This is a genomic window from Myxococcus xanthus (assembly GCF_006402735.1).
GTDB lineage: Bacteria > Myxococcota > Myxococcia > Myxococcales > Myxococcaceae > Myxococcus > Myxococcus xanthus_A.
Map to the genome: position 1 here is coordinate 6,621,129 of NZ_CP017174.1, position 21,803 is coordinate 6,642,931.

The following is a 21,803-nucleotide window of genomic DNA, read 5'->3' on the forward strand; positions in this document are numbered from 1 at the left end:
CTGTTGAGGGTGGCCGGCTGGAGCAGCAGGGACGAGGAGGGCCGAGCGCCAACTGGGCGGGGCGACCGCCCATCATCCGGGCGATGGAGCGCGCCCGCGCAGGGACTCGTGCTCGCCAAGGAGGCCCTTTCCATGATCGACTTGCCCAGGCCGGTCGTGGGTTCGAGCCGGGTCGCGCCTATTTCGAGGTGGCCGTGAGCACGGGAGAGGTGCCACCGGAACGGCCACCCCGGCCTCGATCCAGGGCAGGGGCCCCACACAACTGCGTGAGGCGCCCCATGAAACACGTCTGTCACGCGCGACGCAAAGCGCCGACCTCTCATTCCGACGTCGGCGCCGCGCTTCACCCTACCGCGATGGCTTCGATTTCGATCAGCAGCGCCGGGTCTGACAGCGACTTCACGATGAGCAGCGTGGTCGCAGGCGGCGGCGACGCGAGCGCACCTGCGCCGGCGGCCATGAAGCCCGGCAAATGCGCAGCGTCCGTCAGATAGATCGTAGACTTGACGATGTTTCGGTTGGTCATGCCGGCTTGCTGCAGCAGGGTGTTGAGGTTCGCGAGCGCTTGACGCGCTTGCGCCTCGACACCTTGAGGAACACTTCCGTCCGGAGCGACGCCGACCTGGCCTGAAATGTACAGCGTGCGCTTCGCGTCGGTGACCTCGATGGCCTGGCTATAGAATTGGGGTGCGGGTCTATCCGGCAGATTGATGGCCTTCATCATGTGGGCTCTCCCGATACGCGATGTGAACGTCTTTGGGACAAAGGAGCATGAGGTGTAGTCCCGCATGTGCTTCCAATCAATCGCGAGCTGCGAGCAGCGGACCTCCAAATTCTCTGGCGGCCCTCTATCGTCGACATACTCCGACCCGAGTTCCCGAACTCCACCTGAGCCCTCCCCTCCCTGAGTCGCCCTGCACACTCAACTGCTGGGTACGAACTGTCTCACCCAGGTTGGCACAGAGGGGCGTCGCGCCAAGCTGGTACGCGAGCCGCCGCACGCACACCGCGCTGGGAACCATCGCGCGTGTCCAGGCGTCCAGCGTTGCATGGTTCCCATTCTGCTGCTCCTCGCCCTTGCACCTGTCGACGCGGAGCGAGAGCCCCCACTTCCAGAGCGGCCCTATGCCGAGATGGTCTCCGAGTTGGAGACCCGACGACACGCCTTCGGCACGCGGTGGCACCAGCCCGGCGCCGGGCGCATGGCCTTGCGCGACGAGGCCCGCGCAACCGTGCTCGATGCCATCACCCGACAGCTGATGCCCGCCTGGTACGGCACGCCGTGGGAATTCTACGGCGACAGCCAGACACCGCGCACAGGAAGCATCGCTTGTGGCTACTTCGTCTCCACGGTGCTGCGGGACGCCGGCTTCCGCATCGAGCGCATGCGGATGGCCCAGCAGCCCGCCGAGTACATCGTGAAGACGCTGGCACCCCCGACGAAAACCTGGCGGTTTCGCGGCCGTCCCGTGTCCGGGGTCATCGACCGCGTAAGGCGCGCCGGCGCGGGGCTCTACGTCGTCGGGCTCGACTACCACGTCGGGTTCCTCTGGAATGACAGCGCGCGGGTGTGGATGTGTCACTCGTCCTATCTGGGCGAAGCCAATGTCGTCTGCGAGGACGCTCTCACCTCCCCCGCGATGGTGTCGCGCTACCACGTCGTCGGGAAGTTGCTCGAGGACGGGATGATGGACGCGTGGCTGGAGGAGCGAGTGCTCCCCGTCTTCATCCCGGGGAAGAAGCCGACCGACTGAGGTTCGGGGGGCAAGGCTTTGCCTCTCACGGAGGCGAACCCCCTTGCAGGCAACCTCGACGTCCACCCCACCCCACCGATGCCCACCCAGGACGAGGCAACGTCCAGCGCCCTCGCCCCGGCTCGGTGACAGGCACGAGAGGGGCACCGCACTCGTGACACCTGGCCCCCGAGGCCACGTCACGGAGCTGGCTCCATCACCGGGCTCCTCGCGACGACAGGCAGTGCCGCGAGGAACCAGGTCCTCTCAGCTCATGACGTCATCTACGGGCCACTGGGGTACGTGAACGACATGACGTACGACGGATGGTCCGGGGAGCAATCGGCCCCCGTGCCCGCGCTGAAGGCGAAGCGCCAGACGACCAGGTCTGGCTGGCCGATCCGTTTCACCGTGATGGTGTATGAGACGGGATCCTGCGGGGAGGGCGGCGGAAGGTAGGCCGCGGCCTTGAAGCAGACGTCGTACTGGCCCGCCGGCGGAGGCGCACCGGCGTACCAGATGACCCGCTCGGGCCCCCACCCGGATGACGCAATCCGGTCCAGCGCTCCGTAGTCCGTCTCAACGCCGGGCCCCCGGTTGCCACCGTGGATGAACTTCCCCGTGGGCGTCCGGACGACGAGGTCCCCATCGCCCGCGCGCGCCCACGACGTGGCGATCTGCAGCTTGATTTCATCCGCCACACAAGCACTCTCCGAGCAGGCCTGCCCCACGTCACAGACGTTGCCGCAGGCGCCACAGTTGGATGCATCCGACGACACATCCACGCACTGGGAGCCACACTGCACTGTGGGAGGCTGGCAGGCGCCGGCAACGCAGTCGTAGCCACCGGGCGTGTTCACGCACAGCCTCCACCTGGCAACTCACGCCGCAGCCATCCCCTGACACCAGATTGCCATCGTCACACTGTTCCTCGGCCTCCACCTGACCATTGCCACATAAGACACCGCCGCCAAAGCCCATGTCCTCCACGGCGTCCACGCTGTACAGCGCGGCCAGTCCCCCCCGCAGCCGCACGTACCGGTAGGGCGTCGCGCTGCTGAAGGGCACCAGCGCGGAGTGCGTACCGATGCCCAGGTCCAGGAGGGTCGCCTGCCCCGTGCTGATGAGACTCAGGTCCTCACGAAGGAAATCCACCTGGGCAATCACCGACAACGACAACCCCCGGTAATAGATGCGCAGAGGGCCCGTGCCCTCTTCTCCCGCGCCCATATCCAGCAGCAGCGAGCCTTCCAGGAGGCTCAGGAAGCTGGCGACATTCCCATCCGGCGCGCCCACCGCGTTGCCAGGGCTGATGACGGCGATGACACCGCGCTGGACGACCGCATCGGCGTACGGGTCAAGTGGCAACGCCCGCACCTTGTTTGAGGACGACTCAACTTCCGTCCAACCCTCCTCGGCCACGAGGGATTCCTCCTCCACTTGCGGCCCACACGCTCCCAAAACTCCAAACGCAAAGGCCACACACATCCATCGGCACATGGGGGCCACTCGACTGCCATTCATCGTCTTGCTCCATTTCACTTGGATATGGGGATGGCGGCGCGGCTTGAAGACAATCACCGCGAAGCGCCGCCAATTCCAGATTAGACACAAGGTTCCGGCTGGGCCGCAAACGCACGCGCGCCGATTTCGAAACACGCATGCCATTGGACAGCCGTCTCGCCAGACGACGCCGCGACGAACGCCATGAGACATCCTCCCTGGACACGAAGGCATGGACCATCGTGCCCAACCGAGGGGAGCCTCTCCATTCTCGGGAGAGAAGAAACCGAAATGTATTCCAATGCGTGGCCGACACGAGCGGCTTCGTCCGTCGAGCCGGTCCACGCATTCCTCGCGAACCTCCCACCGTCCTGCCGGTCTCCCTGTCGCTGCTCCGGCATGCGGCCCCGTGGGCACTGCTCCTCGCGAAGGAGGAGGGCTATCCGGCCGCTACCGCCCCCCTCCTCTCCGAGCGCTATGCTTTGAAGAGCGATGAAAAGCCCTTCGTGCGCGAGTTGCCCGGCGGCCCGGGCGGCGACACGCGCCCCCGCGTCGTCCAGCGGGCTCCCCCTCCCGCCGCGACAGCATCTCCACCACCCGCACCGCGACCTGCTGGTCCATGAGCGGACGCAGCCGGACTGGCAGGTCCTTCGCATCGAGCGTCACCAGGAGGAGGGAGACCGTCCGCATGGCGCAGGCGCGCGTGAGTGCGCGCCTTGGGTGCCTGGGACACTCGGCGTACCTGGAAGCCGCATTCGACATCAACCGGAACATCTGTTCGACCTGCGCCGGAACTCGCGGCGTGTCACCCGCACCGTCTATGTTTATCCGGACATGCCCCCTTCCAGAGTCTTTCTTCTCATTCCTCTCGTCATCCTCTTCGGTGTGCCCAGCGCGCAGGCACAGCCATACGAACGCACACGATACGGAGGGCTGGAGTTGTGCCGCGGTAACAGGACCGTGACCTATGCGATGACCACATCGGGTGGCCACCCGACCGCTGAAGAGAGGGCCGCGGTCACCGCCGCGTTCAACACCTGGAACCAGACCGTGGCCAGCTGCTCGGACCTGGTGTTCACGCCCGGCGAGGATGTGCCCCATCCCGCACCGCAACCTCTCGACGGGAAGATGCTGGTGACCTTCCGCCAGGTGAACTGCCCGGACATCGTCCCTGATGACGATGCCTGCTGGCAGAATGAATCCTGTGCCGACAAGTATGACTGTTGGCCCTTCGCGCCGGAGGATGTCGTCGATGAGACGAGCTATTTCCGGCTGTCCACCGGTGAGATTCTCGGCACCGCCATCAGCCTCAACAACAGCAATGGCATGCTCACCACGCTGGACGGTCCCCCCTGCGACGAGGGAGTCATCGAGCCCGGCTGCGTCATCGGAGACGTCCAGAGCCTGGTGACGCGCTCCATCGGCGAGGGGCTGGGGTTCACCCTGCTGACACGCACCGATTCCACGATGTCTCGCTTCCTGCCATGGGGCGATACGCAGAAGCGCATCATCGACCCTGGCACGCTCCAGGGCATCTGCGAGACCTACCCTCGCGGGCTGCCAACACCCGGGTGCATCATCTCAACGGATGGCGGCGTCCCGGATGGTGGTGACGGCGTCCCGGACGCTGGTGACGGCGTCCCGGATGGTGGTGACGGCGTCCCTGACGGCGATGGCGGCGCTCCGTCAAAGTCTGGCTGCACCACCACCTCCTCGGTGCCACTCCTCGGAGCGCTCATGCTCCTGCTGGGGGCTGGACGCACTCGCCAGCTCTCACGGGGCAGAACTCGCGGATGGCATGACCTGCCTCGAACACACATCCGCAGGTAACAAGAAAAACGAGGTGACCACTGGAACATCGGCTGGGGCCTGGCTCCGACTCAGCCGGAGGCCACCAACGTTTATCGCTGGCTGCTCTCGCACCGGCGAACCAGCACGTCGCCCACCACGCCCCGCACGCTCACGCCAAGGATGACCACCGTCACCAAGCGCTGGGAGGTCAGGCCGCACTGCGCTCCGCCTGGGTCGACTGCTCGAAACAGGCCCGCCGTCCCCTGCGCCAGATCGGCTCGTCGAATCGTAACACGTCCTCCTGTCCCCTGCGGCTGCGAGTGCGCAAGGGGTTAGGGGAGCTGATTTCAGACATCGACACGCCGGCGGGCTTGGGGCCCCTACCATACCTGACGCAGGCGAACACGTTCACCGCGAGTGTCCTGATTGAGCAGCCCGCCCAGTCCACTCATGGCCCCTCGCATTCCTCGGCTCCTGCCTCGCCGCGCCCTGCGGCGCCGTGCTCGCCTCCGGCGCTCCGGCCTGGGGGAGCACAGCGCGTCACGAGGTCCCCGTCGTGCCGCCCATCGCCGATCCCATCGCACGGCCGAGGAGGCTGGGCGAGAATCTGTCCATGCCGATCCTGCCGAAAGAGCGAGACCCCAGGTTGATCAAGATTCGTCGTGGCGGGAGCCTGACCGACGAGGACCACCACCTGCTCGCGGAGTGGGCCGCCCTCTGCGCGGACCACGTCCTGCCCTTCTTCGAGAGCACGTGCCCCGAGGACGCGCGCCCCCGTGACGCCATCGCCGTGGGACGGGCGTGGATCAGGGGCGAGGTGCGGATGCGTGACGCCCACCAAACCGCGTTCGTGGCCAACGCCGCGGCTCGTGGGTTGCCTGACCCAGCCAGGTTCGCTGCGCTCGCGGCAGGCCAGGCGGTGGCCGTCGCCCACGTCGCTGCGCACTACTTGGGCGCGGCGGCGTACGCCATCCGGGCCGCCGCCGCGGCGGCATCCGAGGGTGACGCGGAAGGGGCCCGGCTGCAGGAGCTCGGATGGCAGCGGAAACGAATCCCCGCTCCCCTCCGTGAGCTGGTCCTCGAAGACCAGCGGGCGCGGAACGACATCTGCTGGGGCGTCTTCACCGGGTGACGTTGGAGGACGAGGGGCCCGGCCCGGCGGCGGCACCCGCTTCGACGCGCGCCTCCGCCGACTGACGCCGCCGCGCGGCGCAAAGTATTGCATGCCTTCGTGCCCATGCCTGACGCAGGCGCGGGTGTCTGGGATTGAAATGGACCTGCCCCGCCCTGGACGTATGCCTTTCCTGGCATCCAGGTTCGCCCGCCCCGCCCCGCGCTAGGAAGGATTCGGATCGCTGCTCCCGGCGGGCCGGGCCGGGCGTCGCGACGCGCGCGCCTTGTCCAGCGCCCGTTTCGCCAGCATCAGGAGGCCGAGCCCCATGCCGGCCTGCACCAAGAGGGGGCCGCTGCCGCCGCCGAACACGAGCCGCTCAAGCACGCGCAGCACAGAGAGGGTTCCCAGCGCGCCGAGCAGAGTGACCAGCAGGTACCAGAAGATCGCCATTCTCCAACGATAGTGCGGCGAACGGAGGCAGCGCCAGAAGGAGTCCACGAGGAGCATAAGGAAGAGGGCCGCTGACGGGGCCTCCGAGCTGAGTGCCAGGCCCGTTGGCGATGGCTTGCGCCTCAAACACCACCCGTCCTGCAGTGGCCCTCGCGCCGGGGCCAGCCTTGCACTCGCAGTGGGCAGTCCCAAGCCCCCCTGGGGCAGCTTCCGCGGCGTGGGCGCCGAGGCACGGTGCAGCAGTTGCCCTCGCCGGGCGTGGCCGTCTTCCGCCTGGGCGGGCGCGAGCACCGACTCGCGGCGAGGCAGGAGGCGGGCACGGACGCGCTCTTCTTCCTATTCACCGACGAGACCAACCGCGACGAGACCTACGGCGCGGGGCGCGAGCTCGAAGCCGAGGCGCCCGTGGGGGACAAGGTGGTGCGGGACTTCAACCGGGCCGACAGCCCCACTTGTGCCATCTCCGCCTACAGTCTGTACTTGCTGCCACCGCGCCAGAACCGACTTCCCTTGTGAGTGCAGGCGGGCGAGAAATGCCCGCAAAGTCATTGAGCGCTGCGTCTCCCCTTCCGCTGTCGGAGGTCTGATGATGAAGCCCCTGTACCTCGCCGTGCTCCGGATGCTGCCTGCGCTCTGTCTCGCGTGTGCCCACCCGCCCCAGGCGCCCCGCGAGGCGCCGGCTGCCGCGCCCTCGCTCACCTACGAGACGTACACTGTCGGAGCAGGCGAGCCCGAGGCGATGCTCGTCGCGCTGCACTACTCCGGGTCCACGCCCGGGTTCTGGAGGCCGCTGCTCGAGGACTGGCACACCCCCACCCGCGTCGTGCTGCCACGCGGCCCGCACCCGCGCAGGGAGGGCTTCACCTGGTTCACCGCCGGCCACGAGCAGAAGGTGACCGCGGAGAAGACCGCCGACGTGGAGCAGATGGCCGCGCGGCTCGCAGAGCTCATCCGCGAGCTGCGCGCCACACACCCCCACATCCGCCGCGTCGCCGTGACGGGCTTCTCCTACGGCGGAGACCTCGCATGGGTGCTCGCGCTGCGCCACCCGGAGCAGGTGGATGTCGCGGTACCCATGGGCTCGCGCCTGCTCGGAGACCCCACGCCCGGTACACCGGCCGCGCGGCGCGTATGGGTGCTGCAGGGCGAAGTCGACCCCATCATCACTGCCCCTCAGACCGCGGCGCGCGTGGATGTCCTGAGGGCAGCCGGTGTCCCCATCGACGTGAAGGTCTACCCCGGCCTCGGCCACGACTTCTCACCGCAGCTCATCGAAGACTGGCGCACCTTCCTGCAGCAGCAGCTGCGCACGGAGGCGTCGCGATGACGTGGACCCTGATTGGCGAGGCCTTCTCTCCCTGGTCCGAGAAGGCCCGCTGGGCGCTGGACCACCACCGCCTCGCGTATGCGTACCGCGAGCACTACCCGCTCATCGGCGAGCTCTCGCTGCGGCTGCGGGCGCGGCGGCTGAAGGGCCGCGTGAGCACGCCCATGCTGCTCACCCCCGAGGGGCCGCTCATCGATTCCTTCCGCATCGCCCGCTACGCGGACGCGCACGGCAGCGCGCCCACGCTCTTTCCGGCCGAGCATGCCGAGGAGATCGCCGCCTGGAACGCCCGCAGCGAGGCCGCGCTCGGCGCGGCGCGGGTGCGCTACCTCGACCGGCTCGCGAACGACCGCGCCGCGAAGCTGGAGCAGCAGCCGCCCGCCTTCCCTGGTTTCGTGCGCCAGCTCTCGGTGCCCGCGGTGGACCTCGCCATGGCCTTCCTGCGCAGGAAGTACGGGATGCCGGACAGCACGGCGGCGGAGGCCACGCTGGTGCTCGAGTTGGAGGCGCTGCAGCGTGCGCTCGCGGGGGGCAAGCGCCACCTCGTCGCGGACCGCCTCACCTACGCGGACCTCGCGATGGCGGTGACGCTGCAGTTCGTGTCACCCGTGGACGGCGGGCACATCGCGCTAGGCCCCGCCACTCGCGCGGCGGGCGTCCACCCGCAGCTGTGCGCGCGATATCCGGACGTCGTCGCCTGGCGCGACGCGCTCTACGCGCGGCACCGGCGCAGCGAGCAGCCCGCCGAGCCCGTCCGGGCGTAGCGTGCCTGCGCCCACCTTCAGCGTCCGGCGTCGAAGCCCTCGAGCACACCGGCCACGTTGAGGCCGAGGTCCTCCACGGCGTAGCCGCCCTCCTGCACGAACACCGTGGGCAGTCGCAGCTGCGCGAGGCGCCGGCCCATGAGGGGGAAGTGCTCGCGCTCGAGCGCGAAGGCGCTGATGGGGTCTCCCACGTAGGTGTCCACGCCCAGCGACACCACCAGCGCATCCGGGCCGAAGCGGGCCACGGCGTCCAGCGCGGAGTCGAGCGCGGTGCTGTACTGCGCCCAGGTGGTGCCGCGCGGCAGCGGGAAGTTGCGGGTGAAGCCCTCGCCGGCGCCGGCCCCGCGCTCGTCGGCATAGCCGAGGAAGTAGGGGTACTCCGTCTCTGGCGTGCCGTGCAGTGAGACGAAGAGCACGTCGGCGCGCTCCCAGAAGATGTCCTGGGTGCCGTTGCCGTGGTGGTAGTCCACGTCCAGCACCGCCACGCGCGCGCAGCCGCGCTCGCGCAGGTGCTGCGCCGCCAGCGCCGCGTTGTTGAGGAAGCAGTAGCCGCCGTAGGTGGAGTGGCCCGCGTGGTGCCCCGGAGGTCGGCACAGCGCGTAGGCGCTGCGCGCACCCTCCGCCACCCAGGCCGCAGCCGTCAGCGCGCACTGCGCGGCGGCGAAGGCGGCGTCCCAGGTGCCCTGGACGATGGGCGTTCCGGCGTCGAAGGCGTAGTAGCCCATCTGTCCGTTGATGCCGGAGGGGAGGTGGTCGCGGCGCATGCCCCGCGCCGGAAAGCCGCTCGGCAGCATGAAGCCCTGCTTGCCGATGGCCCGCCACTGCGCGTGCGCGGTGCGCAGGAACTCCACGAAGCCGGCGTCGTGCACGCCCCGCAGCGACTCCAGTCCGAAGGCCCGTGGCTCGCTCACCTCCAGGCCGGCCTGCCTCACCGCTTGCAGGATGAAGTCCGCGCGCGCGGGCATCTCGAAGCAGGGCACCAGCTCACCGCGGTGCAGCTCCATGCCGCCGTCGTGGAGGGCGTGCTGCGGGGAATGAACGACTCGCATCGGGAGGGCTCCAGGTTGCACGTGCGCCGTGCCGGCACACGACGTTACAAGACCACCGTCACGATCGTGTGACGCGCTCATCCACCGTGGGTGTGGAAGCTGGCCCAGAAGAAGGCGACGACGTGTAGCAGCAGCGAGTTCCTGGGTTTCATTGGCCTGCACCGCCGCGCATGCCCAATCGCCTACTGCGTCGCGTACCTCGGCTGCGAGCGCGTGCAGTGCGGCGTCAACGAGGCCAACGCGCGCAACCGGCGCATGTTCGAGAAGCCGGAAAGTGGCGCCGCGTCAGCCGCTGCCTCTAGGGTTCCGCGCACCTGCTTCCCGAGGACCTCCGCCATGACGATCACGACCGCCCTGCTCCTGCTCACCCTCGGCGCCGCGCCGGCCCAGCCCGCCGCGAAGAAGTTCGAGTTCGACAAGCACTACCTCGTCCTACTCGAGCGCGTGCCTGGCGCCAAGAAGCTGCCGGAGGCCGCGCTGGCGCAGCTGCAGAAGGAGCACCTCGCGCACCTCACTCGCATGGGGGAGAGCGGCAAGATGGTGCTCGCGGGCCCCTTCGACGAGCAGGACGACGTGGGCATGCGCGGCGCGTGCATCTACCGCACCGCCACCAAGGCGGAGGCGAAGCAGCTCGCCGAGCAGGACCCGATGGTGAAGGCGGGCCGGCTGCAGGTGCGGGTCATGGCCTGGTACACGGAGAAGGGCTACCTGGCGTTCCCCCTGGCCCCGCCCGTCGAGTATGCCAAGGACGCGGCGAAGGACGCGGGCAAGTAGCCTCCAGGCAGGCGGGCCACCGCAGCCCCGCCGCTCCGAATGCTCGAGATCGACCCGTCGGTGGTGACAAGGAGCTCGCGGGCGCGCTCCAGGCGACGATCCCGCAGCCAAGCGTGGGGAGCGAGGCCGAAGGTCGCCCGGAAAGTGCGTGAGAAATGATGCTCGCCCAGGCGAACCAGCGCCGCGAGGTGCTCGACGCGCACCGGCTGGTCGAGCCGCGTCTCGACGTAGTCCAGCAGCGCCCGCCGCGCCTCGGGGCTGAAGGTGCGGTCGTGGCCGGTGCGCTCGACGTCGACGTAGTTGCGCAACAGGTGAAGCGCGATGCGCTCGCCGACCGCCCGGGCACCCCGCTGCGCCCCGAGCAGATCTGGCGTGGCGACCTCGCGGTGTAGATCGCACCCCAGCTGGACGAGCGACGGATTGGGCGCAGACGGGGTGGCCCGCGGGCGCAGACGCACCAGGCCCCCCATCGACTCACGGACCGCCTCGTCGAGGTAGCCGGGATGCACCGCGATGTTGAGCACCTCGACCGCCCCCGACCAGCTCCAGCGCAGCGAGATTGCCATCGGATTGACCAGCACGTCGCCGGGGCCGAGGTCCATCACCTCAACCGAGCCGTTCATGCTCCGGCGGATCGACGCGCGCCCGCCCAGGCAGAGGAGGACGTGGAAGGTGTCGAGGGTCACCCCGGTCAGCTGGTGGTGGGCGTCGAACCGAAAGCCGTGCACGCCGATCTGCTTCGCGGTCGCGGAGGTGCCCTCGAGCCACGCCGAGTAGTTGGCCGTGGTCCGCACCAGGTCGTCGAGGCGGGCCCTCGTGTGTGCTGCGGGGGCCATGACACCAAGGCTGGCGTCGAATCTCACCTCTGGAAACCGCAACCGTTCACCGGTTGGTGCCTGCTTGGAGGGACTGCCGGGCAGCGGACGATGGGTGGGACGGTGGCGGCTGTCGCGTGACCGCGGGGAGCGAAGTTGGAGGCACGCCTGAACGGTGACCAGGGACCTTCGCGCCGACGACGGCCGATCCGCACACACCTCCGCGAGCGCGTGGCGCTGCCGCGGCGCGTCGTCCGAATCGTTCCATCGGCACCTCCGAGGCATTCAAGACCACCTCAAGGTGCACCAGTACGGTGCTGAGTCGATTGGCAGCTGCCCCCGCTCCCCACCGCAAGCACATGGCATCCATCTACGACCTCGGCCTCGATAAGAACGACGCGAACTTCGTCCAGCTGACGCCGATGACGTTTCTGGCGCGCGCGGCAGCGGTGCACCCCGAGCGAGTCGCGATCGTTCACGGCGCGTTGCGGCAGACCTGGCGCGAGACGGACGCGCGCTGTCGGCGGCTGGCGAGCGCGCTGCAGAAGCGGGGCATCGGCCGGGGCGACACCGTGGCGGTGCTCATGCCCAACGTGCCGGCGCTCATCGAGGCGCACTTCGGGGTGCCGATGAGCGGCGCGGTGCTGAACGCCCTCAACACCCGGTTCGACGCCCAGAGCATTGCCTTCATGCTGGCGTACGGCGAGGCCAAGGCGCTGCTCGTCGACCGCGAGCTTGCCGCAGTGGCGAGCGCGGCCGTCGACCGCCTCGGACGCGACATCCTCGTCGTCGACGTCGACGCCCCCGAGCTCGACCTGCCGCCTGCGCCGGGGGTCGGATACGAGGCCTTGCTCGCCGAGGGCGATTCTTCGTTCGTCTATGCCGGCCCCGACGACGAGTGGGACGCCATCTGCCTCAACTACACCTCGGGCACGACCGGCGATCCGAAGGGCGTCGTCTACCACCACCGGGGCGCGTTCCTGAACGCCACCTCCAACATCCTCGAGTGGGACCTGCCCAAGCACCCGGTCTACTTGTGGACGCTGCCACTCTTCCACTGCAACGGGTGGTGCTTCGCGTGGACCATCGCCGCCCGCGCAGGGACGAACGTGTGTCTGCGCAAGGTCGATGCGACGACGTGTTTCGACCTCATCCGTGAGCACCGCGTCACCCACTACTGCGGCGCGCCCATTGTGCACTCCATGCTCATCGCCGCCGCCGCCGCCCACGGACAGGGCATCGCCCACCGGGTGTCGGCCATGGTCGCCGGCGCCGCGCCGCCGGCCGCGATGTTCGAGGCAATGGAGCACCTCGGCATCGACCTCACCCACGTCTACGGACTCACCGAGGTCTACGGTCCGGCAGCGGTCTGCGAGAAGCGCGAGAGCTGGAGCGCCCTGCCAATCTCCGAGCGGGCACACCTCAATGCCCGGCAGGGCGCGCGTTACCACCTCCAGGAGGCCATCACCGTGCTCGACCCAGCCACGATGCAGCCGGTGCCCGCTGACGGCGAGACCATGGGCGAGGTGATGTTCCGCGGAAACATCACCATGAAAGGCTACCTCAAGAACCCCACGGCCACCGGCGCGGCGTTCGCCGGCGGCTGGTTCCACACCGGCGACCTCGGCGTGCTGTCGCCGGATGGGTATGTGAAGCTCAAGGACCGGAGCAAGGACATCATCATCTCCGGCGGCGAGAACATCTCGAGCCTCGAGGTCGAGGACGTTCTCTACCGGCACCCCGCGGTCGTGGGAGCCGCGGTCGTCACGCAGCCCGACCCGAGGTGGGGCGAGACGCCGTGCGCGTTCATCGAGCTCCACCCCGGGGCCCAAGCCACCGCCGAGGACATCATCGCCTTCTGCAAGGAACGGCTCTCCGGCTTCAAGGTGCCGCGCGCGGTCGTCTTCGGCCCGCTGCCCCGGACCTCGACCGGGAAGATCCAGAAGTTCGAGCTGCGCGCCCGCGCCGGCTCGTCACGCGCCATCGACGGCTGAAGCCAGCACAACCCAAGGAGGAGCACCGCATGTCGGAATTTGGCCTTATCGAAATCACCGAGAAGGACGATGTCTTCACCATTGAGATCGGGGGCCTCAACGGAGAGACCCACGCCGGCCTCGCCCGCGTCTTCCGCCGGGCGCACGAGTCTGACGCCCGGGTCGTGGTCGTGACCGGCAAGAACAAGTCCTTCCTCGCGCCCGAGAAGTACGAGTTCGAGTGGGTGAAGAAGCTCGGCATCTACAATGACATGCTGAAAATCTTCAAGGAGGCCGAGGACATCATCCGCGACCAGATCAACTGCGAGAAGGTGACCATCGCCAAGGTGTACGCGCCGGGTGCGCACAGCATGGGCGCGTCCATCGCGCTGGCCTGTGACTTCGTCTACGCGAGCGAGGACTCCACCTTCAGCGACCCGCACCTCTCCGGCTTCGGCGTGCCTCCGGGCGACGGCGGCGCGCTGCTGTGGCCGACCCGGATTGGCCTGAGCCGGGCGCGCGAGTTCCTGATGACCGACCGTGCCTGTACGGCGAAGGAGGCCTACGAGATTGGCCTCATCAACAAGGTCGCCCCCGCGGACCAGCTCGACGCCGAGGTCGACGCGCTGATCAAGAAGCTCCTCTCGTACGATCCGCTCGGCCTGAAGATGACGAAGAAGTGGCTCAACCAGTACCTGCAGCAGAACATGAACATCGTGGGCATGGGCTCGCTCTTCGCCAAGGGCATGGTGCTCGCGAGCGGCAACTTCGCGCAGAAGACCGAGGCCTACGGCAAGCAGCTCGAGTCCGAGGGCAAGCGCAAGGGCTGAGCGCCCACTGTGCCTACCCCGACTTCGGTCGCTGCGTCATATGTGATTCAAGGCGAGTGAGCGAAGCGCGCACGAGGGCATCCAAACAGCCATCCCCCGCCGCCGCGTACCTCCGCGCCGTGGCACATGAGGCCGCGGCGCGGAGGCAGTCGTCACAGCGAAACCGCTACGGCATGGGCCGCGAGCCCGCGGACGGCGCGGACGGAACCGCGGGCCAGCCATTGGGCCACGTGATTGCATCCACGAGCATCACCCGCGCTGTGTGGGCGCTGTTCCACGCGTGGTAGACCATGTACATGTCTCCGTCCGGCCCGGTGACGACGGAGTTGTGTCCCGGCCCCGTCCAGCCGCCACCCGTCTTGAGAATCGGCGAGCCCAGCTTGGTGTACGGGCCCAGCGGACTCGTCGCCCGCGCGACGCCCACGGCGTAGGTGCTGTTGTAGTACGCATTGCCACTGTAGAAGAGGTAGTAGTAGCCGCCCCGAGCGACGACCCACGGCGCCTCGACGACGCCGCCCTCCCAGGAGAGGTTGTTGCGGATGAGCGTCTGGCGCGTGCCCACCAGCGACAGTCCATCCGCCGACAGCGCCTGCCCGTAGATGGGCGTCGGCTGCCCCACCGCGTTGCCGTCCGCCTTCCACACCAGGTATGGCGCCCCGGTGGTGCTCGTGAAGAAGGTGGCGTCAATCATCCCCATCGCCGTGTCATGCACGAGCGGCCGGCCAATGTCCGTGAAGGGCCCGAGCGCGCTCGCCGACGTCGCCGCGCCGATGGACAGCTTCCCGTTCGAGTGCCGCGCGGTGAAGTAAGCGATGTAGCGCGTCCCCAGCTTGTGGATTTCCGGCGCCCAGAAGTCTCCCGTTGCCCAAGTGGGCTTCGACGCCGACGGGAAGATGGAGCCCGCGCTCGTCCACGTCACCAGGTCCGTCGACGTGCGCAGGGCGAACGCATTCGCCGCGCCGCCGGACGTACACGCGGCGACGTACCGCGTCCCATCATGGATGACGCCCGGGTCCGCGCAGTCCACGGGGACCACCGGGTTCCGGTACAGCCCACCGCACCCCGTGTAGCGGAAGGACATGCCGCACGCGCCCGTGCCGTTGAAGTACGGCCTCCACCCGTTAGAGAGGGCAGCGTACGAGTTGCTGCCCTCGTTCGTGCAGGTCCGGTCCCAGAACACACGCCCGCTCACGTCGTCGTACTGCGCGGGGTGTCCCGACGGGTGCAGCCACGACGCGGCATAGGTGACGCGCGTCGAGCACGCGGCGGCCCCAGCACAGTCCGTGTCGAGCGCCATGACACACGCGTTGTTGCCGGTGAAGTACGGCCGCCAGCCGTTCGAGAGCACCGCATACGAGTTGCTGCCCTCGTTGATGCAGGTGCCATCCCACGTCACCAAATCACTCGCGATGTCGTACTGCGCGGCATGCCCCGAGGGGCGAATCCACCTCTCGCCGTAGGTGATGCGCGTGCTGCACGCGAGCGGTGCGCCGGCGGTGCCGACCGGAGCCTCCTCCGCGAGCGAGGTGTCGATGCGCTCGTCGCCACAACCGGATGCGAAGGCAGGGACGGCGCACACCACCGTGAGCGCCAGGATGCGAGGGAACTTCCTCATGGAACCACCTCCAGATGGAGGGGGCGAGCTAGCACGAAATTCAATAAATATCAGCTATTCGCGCTTTAGCGGCCAAGCCAATGGCCTCCAGCTGACGAAATACAACAGCACTTATACATCCGCTCGTATGGGCATCGGAACACCCACGCTTGGCCCCCTGCTGCGCAACCTCATCGAGCAGCTCGACGGCGCCGTCGAGCAGGCCTACCAGCGCTCGGGCGTGGACTGCCGCCCGCGCTACACGCCCATCGTCCGGACGATGATGGCGCAGGGCCCGGTCTCCATCCGCGCCATTGCTCAGCAGGCGGATGTCAGCCACTCCGCTGTCAGTCAGACGGTGTCGCAGATGGTCAACGCGGGACTGGTGGAGCTCCAGCCCGGCGCCGACGCTCGCGAGCGCATCGTCGCGCTGACGCCTCGAGCCCGGACCATGCTCCCCGCCCTGGAGCGCCAATGGGCGGCGACCAACGCGGCGGCGGACCAGCTCGACAAGGAGCTCTCCGCGCCGCTGTCCCGCATCCTCGTCGAGGCGCTGCAAGCGCTGGAGCGCGAGTCCTTCGACACGCGGCTGGAGAAGGCCTCCGCGAAGCTGAAGCCACCACGCAAGGTCAAGGCCCGCGAGTAGGCGCGGCACCTCGACGCCCATCCCCGCACAGGAGTTCGCGATGAAAGTCCGAAGCCTGACCGCCGCACTGCTGCTCACGCTGTCCAGCGGCCCCGCGCTCGCCCAGGCCGAGCCTCCGCGTGCGCCCCGCATGCCTCCACGTCGTGCTCCGCCCGTGTCCCCACGCGCGACTGGGCACGTGCACGGCCGCCCGCCGCTCCCCACACCGTCATGACGGCTCACGTTTCACCGAGGAGAACTCCCACGAACGTTCAGGAGGTCGAGAGGAAGTCATGGAAAGCAATGGATTGACGCCATTCACATTTCACCGGCATGACCGCCCCGAAGTGGCGGCGGAACTCCGGCCCATCAGAGGCCTGGCACCTTCTCCAACAAAAGAGGCGCCCACCCTGGCTTCGCTCGACGCAGAAACGGCGGCAAGGCGATATCTCGACAAGGCATTCGCCAGTCCGCAGCTCCCGACCTTCAATCCCATCGTGGTCCAGAGCCACACGAACGAATTCCGTACGCTCGGCGCCGAGGCGCTCCCTCTCACCGGGACGACCATGGTGAAGTTCCGCCAACTCTTCGGGAACATCCCCGTCTACGGCTCGCTGGTGACCATTGAATTAGACGAGAAGAACGAATTGCTCACCATCAACGCCTCTCGAGGAGAACCCTCTGGCCTGAATCCGGTGGCGAAGCAATCTCCAGCCCAAGCCCTGAAAGTCGTCGAAAGTGAGGCTGGATACACGGACGGCTCGCTCAAGGCCGTCCCGACCCTCCAATACTACTTCGACGCGAAGAACAATCAGTGGCATCTGGCCTACACAGTCGAAAATGTTCCGAGTCAGAAATCAAAGGACCCGCGCGCCCCTGCCCTCTTCGACTACGTGGTGGACGCGCATACGGGCGCGATGGTCGCCGTACTGCCGCGCACGCAGGGAATGGAGTTCACGGATCCCTACGAACCACGACGGCGCCCCTGGCCTGCCTCGTTCCGTGTCACGGATATCGGATGCTCGGAAGCAGCAGTGGATGAACTCGGAAAGGAGCGCGAGTTCCGGTGCAAGCTGGAACAGGACCGCATCGTGCTCGTGGACGAGGACTACAACATCCACACTCACGACGCGCGCTTCCGCGACATCCAACTCGACAGCAGGACATTCCCGGGCGACTACGTCACGCTGCCCCCCAGGCCCTGGTCCGCGGCAGGGATCAGCGCACATGCCAACGCCACCGAGGTCGCTCGTTTCCTGCGCGAGGTCCTCAAGCGCAACAGCCTCGACAATCAAGGAGGACGCATCACCTCCTCCATCAACTGCTGCTACAGGAGCGAGGGCAAGGGACAAGAATGGCGAAATGCCGCATGGATTCGTTCCCAGATGGCTTACGGCCAGCGCATGCAGGATGACAAACTCATTTCCTACGCCACCGCGCTCGACGTGGTCGCCCACGAAATCATCCACGGACTCACCGAGCACACCGCGCGCCTTTGGTACAAAGGGGAGAGCGGGGCACTCAACGAATCCTACTCGGACATTTTCGGCATCATCGTCTCGAACTTTCGCGAGCATGACGTCAGGAAGTGGGACTGGCAGATGGGTGAGGAACTGGAGGGAACGGGGCTCCCCATCAGAGATTTGAGTTCACCCAAGCGCTGCAAGCAGCCTGAACACATGGAACAGTACGAGGAGCGTTCATCCGACTTTGGCGGCGTACATTTCAACAGCGGCATCCACAATCGTGCGGCCTACCTCCTGCTGACGGCCGCCGATGCGTCGGGACGGCCGCTCCTGAAGCCGAAGGAGGTTGCCGCCCTTTTCTATATCACGCTCACCCAGCACCTCTCTCCAACCTCAAGATTCAGTGACAGCCGTCGCGGGATGGAAGTCGCGGCGCGCACGCTCTTCCGAAATGACCCGGCGCTCGAAGAGAAGCTGAAAGCCGTCGCGCGTGCCTTCGACACCGTAGGCATCCCATCCACTGAAATCCAGGGAACGATTGACGCAGCGGAGACGGAACGTGCCTCCCCCGCTCTCTCAACCGAGGCGCAGGAGATCACCATCGTCAGCGTCGCCCCCAAACTCCACATCCCCTACTCGGCGGACTTCTTGGGCGACGGATTCCAAGTCCCTCTGCCCAAGCTGACCGGGCGCACACTCGACGAGTCCTTCTCTCGCGGACAGGTGGTGGGCTACGTCCACTTCTCCCTGACCCTGCACGAACGTCGCCGCACAGCCCTCTACACGGCGTGTAACATCGACGCTGCGCACATGGTGCGGCTGGGACGACAGGGACTGCCGTGGATGCTGGACCCCCGAATCCCAGCCAAGGTGCAACTGGGACCCGCCTATTACGCAGGCAATGAGTGGGATCGGGGACACCTCGTCCGGCGGCAGGACCCCATCTGGGGCCCGGTTTCGGAAGCGCGCCGGGCCAATGAAGCCACCTTCTACTTCACCAATGCCGCTCCTCAACATGCCAATTTCAACCAGGATGAGTGGCTCGTTCTGGAGGATTGGGTTCTCGAGCGTGCGGCCGACTTCTCCTATCGGTTGTGCGTCTTCACGGGCCCCGTGCTGAGCGACGATGACCCGCCGCTGCGCGATGCGCAGATTCCAGCGGGATTCTGGAAGGTGGTGGTCCTCCGAGACGCCACCGCGGGAGGTGCAGACCTTTCCGTGGTCGCATTCTTCATGAAGCAGACTGAGATGCTGCATGACAAGCTCGGAAAGAAGCTTCTACAGCTCAAGCGCTACCAGGTAACGCTGCAGGCCATCGAAGCGTGGACGGGCCTGGACTTCGGTGCGCTGAAGGACGCTGACGAGTTGGCATGGGCGCCCGCCGCCCTGCGCGCCGCCGTGCCTGCCGAATCCTACCGGCGTCTCACCGGCCCGCAGGACCTCGTCTTCAGTGGCGACCGCCGACGCGCCGCGGGCCGGCGAATCCTCCCACTGAAGTTCACCGGCACACCCCAGGAAATGGATGGGTGGATGCACTGAATGCGGGTGGGCATTGAGCACAGGGGCGGCTTCGGTTCGGAAACCCGAAGCCGCCCCCGCGCCCCCCCGTCACTGGATGTCGGAGTCAGGCGGCTTGAGTTGAAACGTGCGTTGGGCCTCGACCGTCGCCCCCCTGACAGCGCTGAGAGATGGGAGCCGGTCGGGCTCCGTCGTCCCCAGCACCACGCCGGACTCCTCCAGCACCTGCTCGATCTCCAGGCCTGCTGCTTGAAGCCGCGCGATGACGTCCTCGAATCGGTCTGGAGGTGCTGCGTCTATCAAAACGGAGACGGGCGTTTTCCCTGGCATCGTCGTGCTCGTTCGAAGGAAGTGGCGAGAGAGCCCCGACTCAAGGGGCCTGGACGAGCCCCCGGCCGATGTCTCGAGCGGGAAGCGGGAGGCGCTGCACCGACTTGGCGATGGCGTTCCACAAAGCCATCCCCCTCAGGTTCGTCGCCTGGGCGAACAATGCGGCGATACCCGCGACATGTGGCGTGGCCATGCTCGTTCCCGACATCCGCTTGTAGTTGGGCGGCAGAGGATAAGACGAGAAGACGTCGACGCCGGGAGCGGCAAGGTTCACCTCGCCTCCGTTGGGATTCACCTCTCCGCACGAGAACCAGGCCACCAGGAGGTTCATGTCGACGGCGGCCACGGCCGCGATATGGGGGCAGTTCGCGGGATGCGCGACGGGCTTGATGTCACTGGGGCGCCGGCTCTCGTTGCCCGCCGCGGCGACAATCAATGTACCGCGCATCATCGCTCGCTGGGCCACCCGGTCATAAATCGTGCTGAAGGACTGTCCGGGCAACACCGGTGCGCCCAACGACATCGAGATGATGTCGGCGCCCTGCGTCACGGCCCAGTTGATACCAGCAAGGATTCCGCCGTCCGTGCCAGAGCCATCATCGCCCAGCACCTTCCCCACGAGGATGTCGGCCTCGCAAGCAATTCCGTAGCGCGGTCCCCGCGTGGTGGGCCGGAAGCCACAAGCAGTCCCGATACAATGCGTACCGTGGCCGTTCCCATCCGTCACGTCCTGGCCCGGGACGAAAGAAGCCGTGAGGAAGTTCCGGTTGGCGAAGTCCGGGTGGGGACCGAAGCCGGTATCCAGCACAGCCACCTTGATTCCCTTGCCCGTGAACTGCGAGGCAAGAACCCGCGTCGCATGAAGGCCCCAGGTGGCGTCGAGCTCGTCCACCGCCCGCAGAGCCGCCGGCGCGAACCGCTCTACAGCGACGCCGCCATCCGCCAACAATCGGTCCACGAGCTGAACGACGGAATCCCTGTAACCTCTCAGGTACGCTGCGGAGAACTCCTGGATGGGTGCCCTTTCCATGGGCGGCCCCATCCCAGGCGGTCCATCCAAGGAAAGGCGGTCCCCTGGAGGTGTCCACGTTGGCGGACTGAACGAGCCGGGCATTTCCAGCCCGACGTTCAACCTCCCGTTCCGCCCGGTGACGCCAGCGTCCCAGGGAAAGGCACGCACCACACGCTCCGGCTCGACGGCCAGCGCCGGCAACTCCCCTTTCTGTTCCGCAATACCAAGAGACCGGAGCTGATCGGGGTCCATTTCCACGACGGCAGCCCCGATGGCGGGGAAGACGATGCTCCCAGAGTCAAGCTCGAGCTGCTCCTCGGGACGACCTCCATTCAGGACCCTCGCCTTGACGCCCGCCACTTTGTCGAGCGAGCGCGCCGCCTGCTCGCCCGGGCCTTCAGGAAGAAGGACGATGTAGCGGCCCGTCGTCTCCGCGTCATCAGGGCTCGGCATCATTCCGCTTCCGTTCCCGTTCTTCTTTCCACCCATCGGCATGGTGACTCCCCCACCGTATGCACCGTCTTCGATGCGGCCGGCACGCCCGGCTCATCGGTGAGTACACCCAGTGCCGTGACGTCTGAATTCGATCCGCGAAGGCACGGCCACCAGTCGTGCGCTGATGAAACCTCTCAGCCCATGACCTTCGCGTAGCGGCCAGCAGCCCTGACCTTCGAGGCGGGGCTGCTGGCGCGCATCCCCGCAGCGCCGCCCTCCCCTCACAAACGATCCGCTCGACTACCTGCCGCTGACTTCGTCCAGCAGCGGCACGAAACCGCCGGAGGTCCGCTGACCCTCGTCATCGGGCACCTTGTCCGGGTGCATCCGCGGATCGGCCATGGCCTTCCCCCGCGTCGAGAGCCTCCTTCGACAGCATCTCAATCCAGGAGAAGACGATGACCTCTCCTGGCTGGGCATTCACCGCGCGCCGGAGAGGTCGGTGACCTTGCCCACCGAAACGTCGTCGCCCCAGTTCTCGACGAAGCGGGTCGCACCAAACTCCGTGTACAGCGGCGCGGCAGCAACAGCGGCCTGCCGGTAGGCGTCCTTGTTCGCCGCGGGCAGTGCGCACACGAATCCGCCGATGGAGTGCATGGCATCTCTCCCTCGGGGCATCCCCGGAGCATGAGACGGGTTT

Annotated in this window: 21 protein-coding genes; 11 read left to right on the forward strand and 10 right to left on the reverse strand. The window is 67.3% G+C overall.

Translation table 11 applies throughout. From position 1 onward, the window contains the following. Positions 1-343: 343 nt before the first annotated feature. Complete coding sequence (locus tag BHS09_RS26985; protein WP_237077458.1) at positions 344-724, reverse strand: RidA family protein; 381 nt, start codon at positions 722-724, stop codon at positions 344-346. A 325-nt stretch (positions 725-1,049) separates the two neighbouring features. On the opposite strand from BHS09_RS26985, the gene BHS09_RS39565 reads away from it, so the two are divergent. Then, positions 1,050-1,754: a hypothetical protein gene (locus tag BHS09_RS39565; RefSeq protein ID WP_237077459.1), complete on the forward strand. Its 705-nt coding sequence runs from the start codon at positions 1,050-1,052 to the stop codon at positions 1,752-1,754. 263 nt (positions 1,755-2,017) lie between these two features. Here BHS09_RS39565 and BHS09_RS39570 read toward each other — a convergent pair whose 3' ends face one another. Beyond that, positions 2,018-2,434 carry a hypothetical protein gene (locus tag BHS09_RS39570; protein WP_268737949.1) on the reverse strand — a complete coding sequence of 139 codons (417 nt, stop codon included), beginning with the start codon at positions 2,432-2,434 and terminating at the stop codon, positions 2,018-2,020. Positions 2,435-2,465: 31 nt separating this feature from the next. Further along, positions 2,466-3,101 (reverse strand): myxococcus cysteine-rich repeat containing protein, encoded by a 636-nt coding sequence (locus tag BHS09_RS39575; RefSeq protein ID WP_237077460.1) that lies wholly within the window; start codon positions 3,099-3,101, stop codon positions 2,466-2,468. Positions 3,102-4,070: 969 nt separating this feature from the next. Here BHS09_RS39575 and BHS09_RS27005 point away from each other — a divergent pair. Then, positions 4,071-5,066, forward strand: a complete 996-nt coding sequence (locus BHS09_RS27005; RefSeq protein ID WP_140794368.1) for an MYXO-CTERM-anchored inactivated metalloprotease — start codon at positions 4,071-4,073, stop codon at positions 5,064-5,066. Between the two features lie 607 nt (positions 5,067-5,673). After that, the gene (locus tag BHS09_RS27010; protein ID WP_237079843.1) at positions 5,674-6,159 is read left to right on the forward strand and encodes a putative immunity protein; all 486 of its coding nucleotides are present in this window, start codon (positions 5,674-5,676) and stop codon (positions 6,157-6,159) included. Positions 6,160-6,363: 204 nt separating this feature from the next. Here BHS09_RS27010 and BHS09_RS38665 read toward each other — a convergent pair whose 3' ends face one another. Then, positions 6,364-6,591: a hypothetical protein gene (locus BHS09_RS38665; protein ID WP_140856298.1), complete on the reverse strand. Its 228-nt coding sequence runs from the start codon at positions 6,589-6,591 to the stop codon at positions 6,364-6,366. A gap of 234 nt (positions 6,592-6,825) precedes the next feature. On the opposite strand from BHS09_RS38665, the gene BHS09_RS27020 reads away from it, so the two are divergent. From BHS09_RS27020 to BHS09_RS27030, 3 genes are all read left to right on the forward strand, one after another. Then, positions 6,826-7,107: a DUF1684 domain-containing protein gene (locus BHS09_RS27020; RefSeq protein WP_140794370.1), complete on the forward strand. Its 282-nt coding sequence runs from the start codon at positions 6,826-6,828 to the stop codon at positions 7,105-7,107. A 70-nt stretch (positions 7,108-7,177) separates the two neighbouring features. Next, positions 7,178-7,918 (forward strand): alpha/beta hydrolase, encoded by a 741-nt coding sequence (locus tag BHS09_RS27025; protein ID WP_140794371.1) that lies wholly within the window; start codon positions 7,178-7,180, stop codon positions 7,916-7,918. Continuing rightward, complete coding sequence (locus BHS09_RS27030; protein ID WP_140794372.1) at positions 7,915-8,682, forward strand: glutathione S-transferase N-terminal domain-containing protein; 768 nt, start codon at positions 7,915-7,917, stop codon at positions 8,680-8,682. Before BHS09_RS27025 ends, BHS09_RS27030 begins: the two co-directional genes overlap by 4 nt. 17 nt (positions 8,683-8,699) lie before the next feature. Here BHS09_RS27030 and BHS09_RS27035 read toward each other — a convergent pair whose 3' ends face one another. Then, positions 8,700-9,731, reverse strand: a complete 1,032-nt coding sequence (locus BHS09_RS27035) for a histone deacetylase family protein (RefSeq protein ID WP_140794373.1) — start codon at positions 9,729-9,731, stop codon at positions 8,700-8,702. Between the two features lie 336 nt (positions 9,732-10,067). Here BHS09_RS27035 and BHS09_RS27040 point away from each other — a divergent pair, with 336 nt between their 5' ends. Continuing rightward, positions 10,068-10,505 carry a YciI family protein gene (locus tag BHS09_RS27040; RefSeq protein WP_140794374.1) on the forward strand — a complete coding sequence of 146 codons (438 nt, stop codon included), beginning with the start codon at positions 10,068-10,070 and terminating at the stop codon, positions 10,503-10,505. Here BHS09_RS27040 and BHS09_RS27045 read toward each other — a convergent pair. Further along, positions 10,436-11,368 carry a helix-turn-helix domain-containing protein gene (locus BHS09_RS27045; RefSeq protein WP_140794375.1) on the reverse strand — a complete coding sequence of 311 codons (933 nt, stop codon included), beginning with the start codon at positions 11,366-11,368 and terminating at the stop codon, positions 10,436-10,438. The genes BHS09_RS27040 and BHS09_RS27045 overlap by 70 nt on opposite strands. A 311-nt stretch (positions 11,369-11,679) precedes the next feature. Between BHS09_RS27045 and BHS09_RS27050 the strand changes: the two genes are divergently transcribed. Continuing rightward, positions 11,680-13,314 (forward strand): acyl-CoA synthetase, encoded by a 1,635-nt coding sequence (locus tag BHS09_RS27050; protein ID WP_140794376.1) that lies wholly within the window; start codon positions 11,680-11,682, stop codon positions 13,312-13,314. A 29-nt stretch (positions 13,315-13,343) separates the two neighbouring features. Further along, positions 13,344-14,123 carry an enoyl-CoA hydratase/isomerase family protein gene (locus BHS09_RS27055; protein ID WP_140794377.1) on the forward strand — a complete coding sequence of 260 codons (780 nt, stop codon included), beginning with the start codon at positions 13,344-13,346 and terminating at the stop codon, positions 14,121-14,123. Positions 14,124-14,289: 166 nt separating this feature from the next. Here BHS09_RS27055 and BHS09_RS27060 read toward each other — a convergent pair whose 3' ends face one another. Then, positions 14,290-15,738 (reverse strand): glycoside hydrolase family 43 protein, encoded by a 1,449-nt coding sequence (locus BHS09_RS27060; RefSeq protein ID WP_140794378.1) that lies wholly within the window; start codon positions 15,736-15,738, stop codon positions 14,290-14,292. 127 nt (positions 15,739-15,865) lie between these two features. Here BHS09_RS27060 and BHS09_RS27065 point away from each other — a divergent pair, with 127 nt between their 5' ends. Next, the gene (locus tag BHS09_RS27065) at positions 15,866-16,363 is read left to right on the forward strand and encodes a MarR family winged helix-turn-helix transcriptional regulator (RefSeq protein WP_140794379.1); all 498 of its coding nucleotides are present in this window, start codon (positions 15,866-15,868) and stop codon (positions 16,361-16,363) included. Positions 16,364-16,635: 272 nt separating this feature from the next. Continuing rightward, complete coding sequence (locus tag BHS09_RS27070) at positions 16,636-19,347, forward strand: DNA/RNA non-specific endonuclease (RefSeq protein ID WP_140799486.1); 2,712 nt, start codon at positions 16,636-16,638, stop codon at positions 19,345-19,347. A 69-nt stretch (positions 19,348-19,416) separates the two neighbouring features. Here BHS09_RS27070 and BHS09_RS27075 read toward each other — a convergent pair whose 3' ends face one another. The 3 genes from BHS09_RS27075 to BHS09_RS39580 all read right to left on the reverse strand — a co-directional run bounded on the left by BHS09_RS27075 (position 19,417) and on the right by BHS09_RS39580 (position 21,760). After that, complete coding sequence (locus BHS09_RS27075; protein WP_140799487.1) at positions 19,417-19,656, reverse strand: hypothetical protein; 240 nt, start codon at positions 19,654-19,656, stop codon at positions 19,417-19,419. Between the two features lie 40 nt (positions 19,657-19,696). Further along, entirely contained in the window at positions 19,697-20,686 is a 990-nt protein-coding gene (locus BHS09_RS27080; protein WP_237077463.1) for a S8 family serine peptidase, read from the reverse strand. 897 nt (positions 20,687-21,583) lie between these two features. Next, complete coding sequence (locus BHS09_RS39580) at positions 21,584-21,760, reverse strand: DUF1428 family protein (RefSeq protein ID WP_237077464.1); 177 nt, start codon at positions 21,758-21,760, stop codon at positions 21,584-21,586. Positions 21,761-21,803: the final 43 nt, after the last annotated feature.

What these genes read in the sequence shown, in the direction of transcription:
- BHS09_RS27005 (WP_140794368.1), top strand. Translation starts at nt 4,071, where the DNA reads ATGCCCCCTTCCAGAGTCTTTCTTCTCATTCCTCTCGTCATCCTCTTC.
- BHS09_RS27030 (WP_140794372.1), top strand. Translation starts at nt 7,915, where the DNA reads ATGACGTGGACCCTGATTGGCGAGGCCTTCTCTCCCTGGTCCGAGAAG.
- BHS09_RS39565 (WP_237077459.1), top strand. Translation starts at nt 1,050, where the DNA reads ATGGTTCCCATTCTGCTGCTCCTCGCCCTTGCACCTGTCGACGCGGAG.
- BHS09_RS27075 (WP_140799487.1), bottom strand. Translation starts at nt 19,656, where the DNA reads ATGCCAGGGAAAACGCCCGTCTCCGTTTTGATAGACGCAGCACCTCCA.
- BHS09_RS27050 (WP_140794376.1), top strand. Translation starts at nt 11,680, where the DNA reads ATGGCATCCATCTACGACCTCGGCCTCGATAAGAACGACGCGAACTTC.
- BHS09_RS38665 (WP_140856298.1), bottom strand. Translation starts at nt 6,591, where the DNA reads ATGGCGATCTTCTGGTACCTGCTGGTCACTCTGCTCGGCGCGCTGGGA.
- BHS09_RS26985 (WP_237077458.1), bottom strand. Translation starts at nt 724, where the DNA reads ATGATGAAGGCCATCAATCTGCCGGATAGACCCGCACCCCAATTCTAT.
- BHS09_RS27055 (WP_140794377.1), top strand. Translation starts at nt 13,344, where the DNA reads ATGTCGGAATTTGGCCTTATCGAAATCACCGAGAAGGACGATGTCTTC.
- BHS09_RS27040 (WP_140794374.1), top strand. Translation starts at nt 10,068, where the DNA reads ATGACGATCACGACCGCCCTGCTCCTGCTCACCCTCGGCGCCGCGCCG.
- BHS09_RS27070 (WP_140799486.1), top strand. Translation starts at nt 16,636, where the DNA reads ATGGAAAGCAATGGATTGACGCCATTCACATTTCACCGGCATGACCGC.
- BHS09_RS27060 (WP_140794378.1), bottom strand. Translation starts at nt 15,738, where the DNA reads ATGAGGAAGTTCCCTCGCATCCTGGCGCTCACGGTGGTGTGCGCCGTC.
- BHS09_RS27065 (WP_140794379.1), top strand. Translation starts at nt 15,866, where the DNA reads ATGGGCATCGGAACACCCACGCTTGGCCCCCTGCTGCGCAACCTCATC.
- BHS09_RS27025 (WP_140794371.1), top strand. Translation starts at nt 7,178, where the DNA reads ATGATGAAGCCCCTGTACCTCGCCGTGCTCCGGATGCTGCCTGCGCTC.
- BHS09_RS27080 (WP_237077463.1), bottom strand. Translation starts at nt 20,686, where the DNA reads ATGGAAAGGGCACCCATCCAGGAGTTCTCCGCAGCGTACCTGAGAGGT.
- BHS09_RS27035 (WP_140794373.1), bottom strand. Translation starts at nt 9,731, where the DNA reads ATGCGAGTCGTTCATTCCCCGCAGCACGCCCTCCACGACGGCGGCATG.
- BHS09_RS39580 (WP_237077464.1), bottom strand. Translation starts at nt 21,760, where the DNA reads ATGCACTCCATCGGCGGATTCGTGTGCGCACTGCCCGCGGCGAACAAG.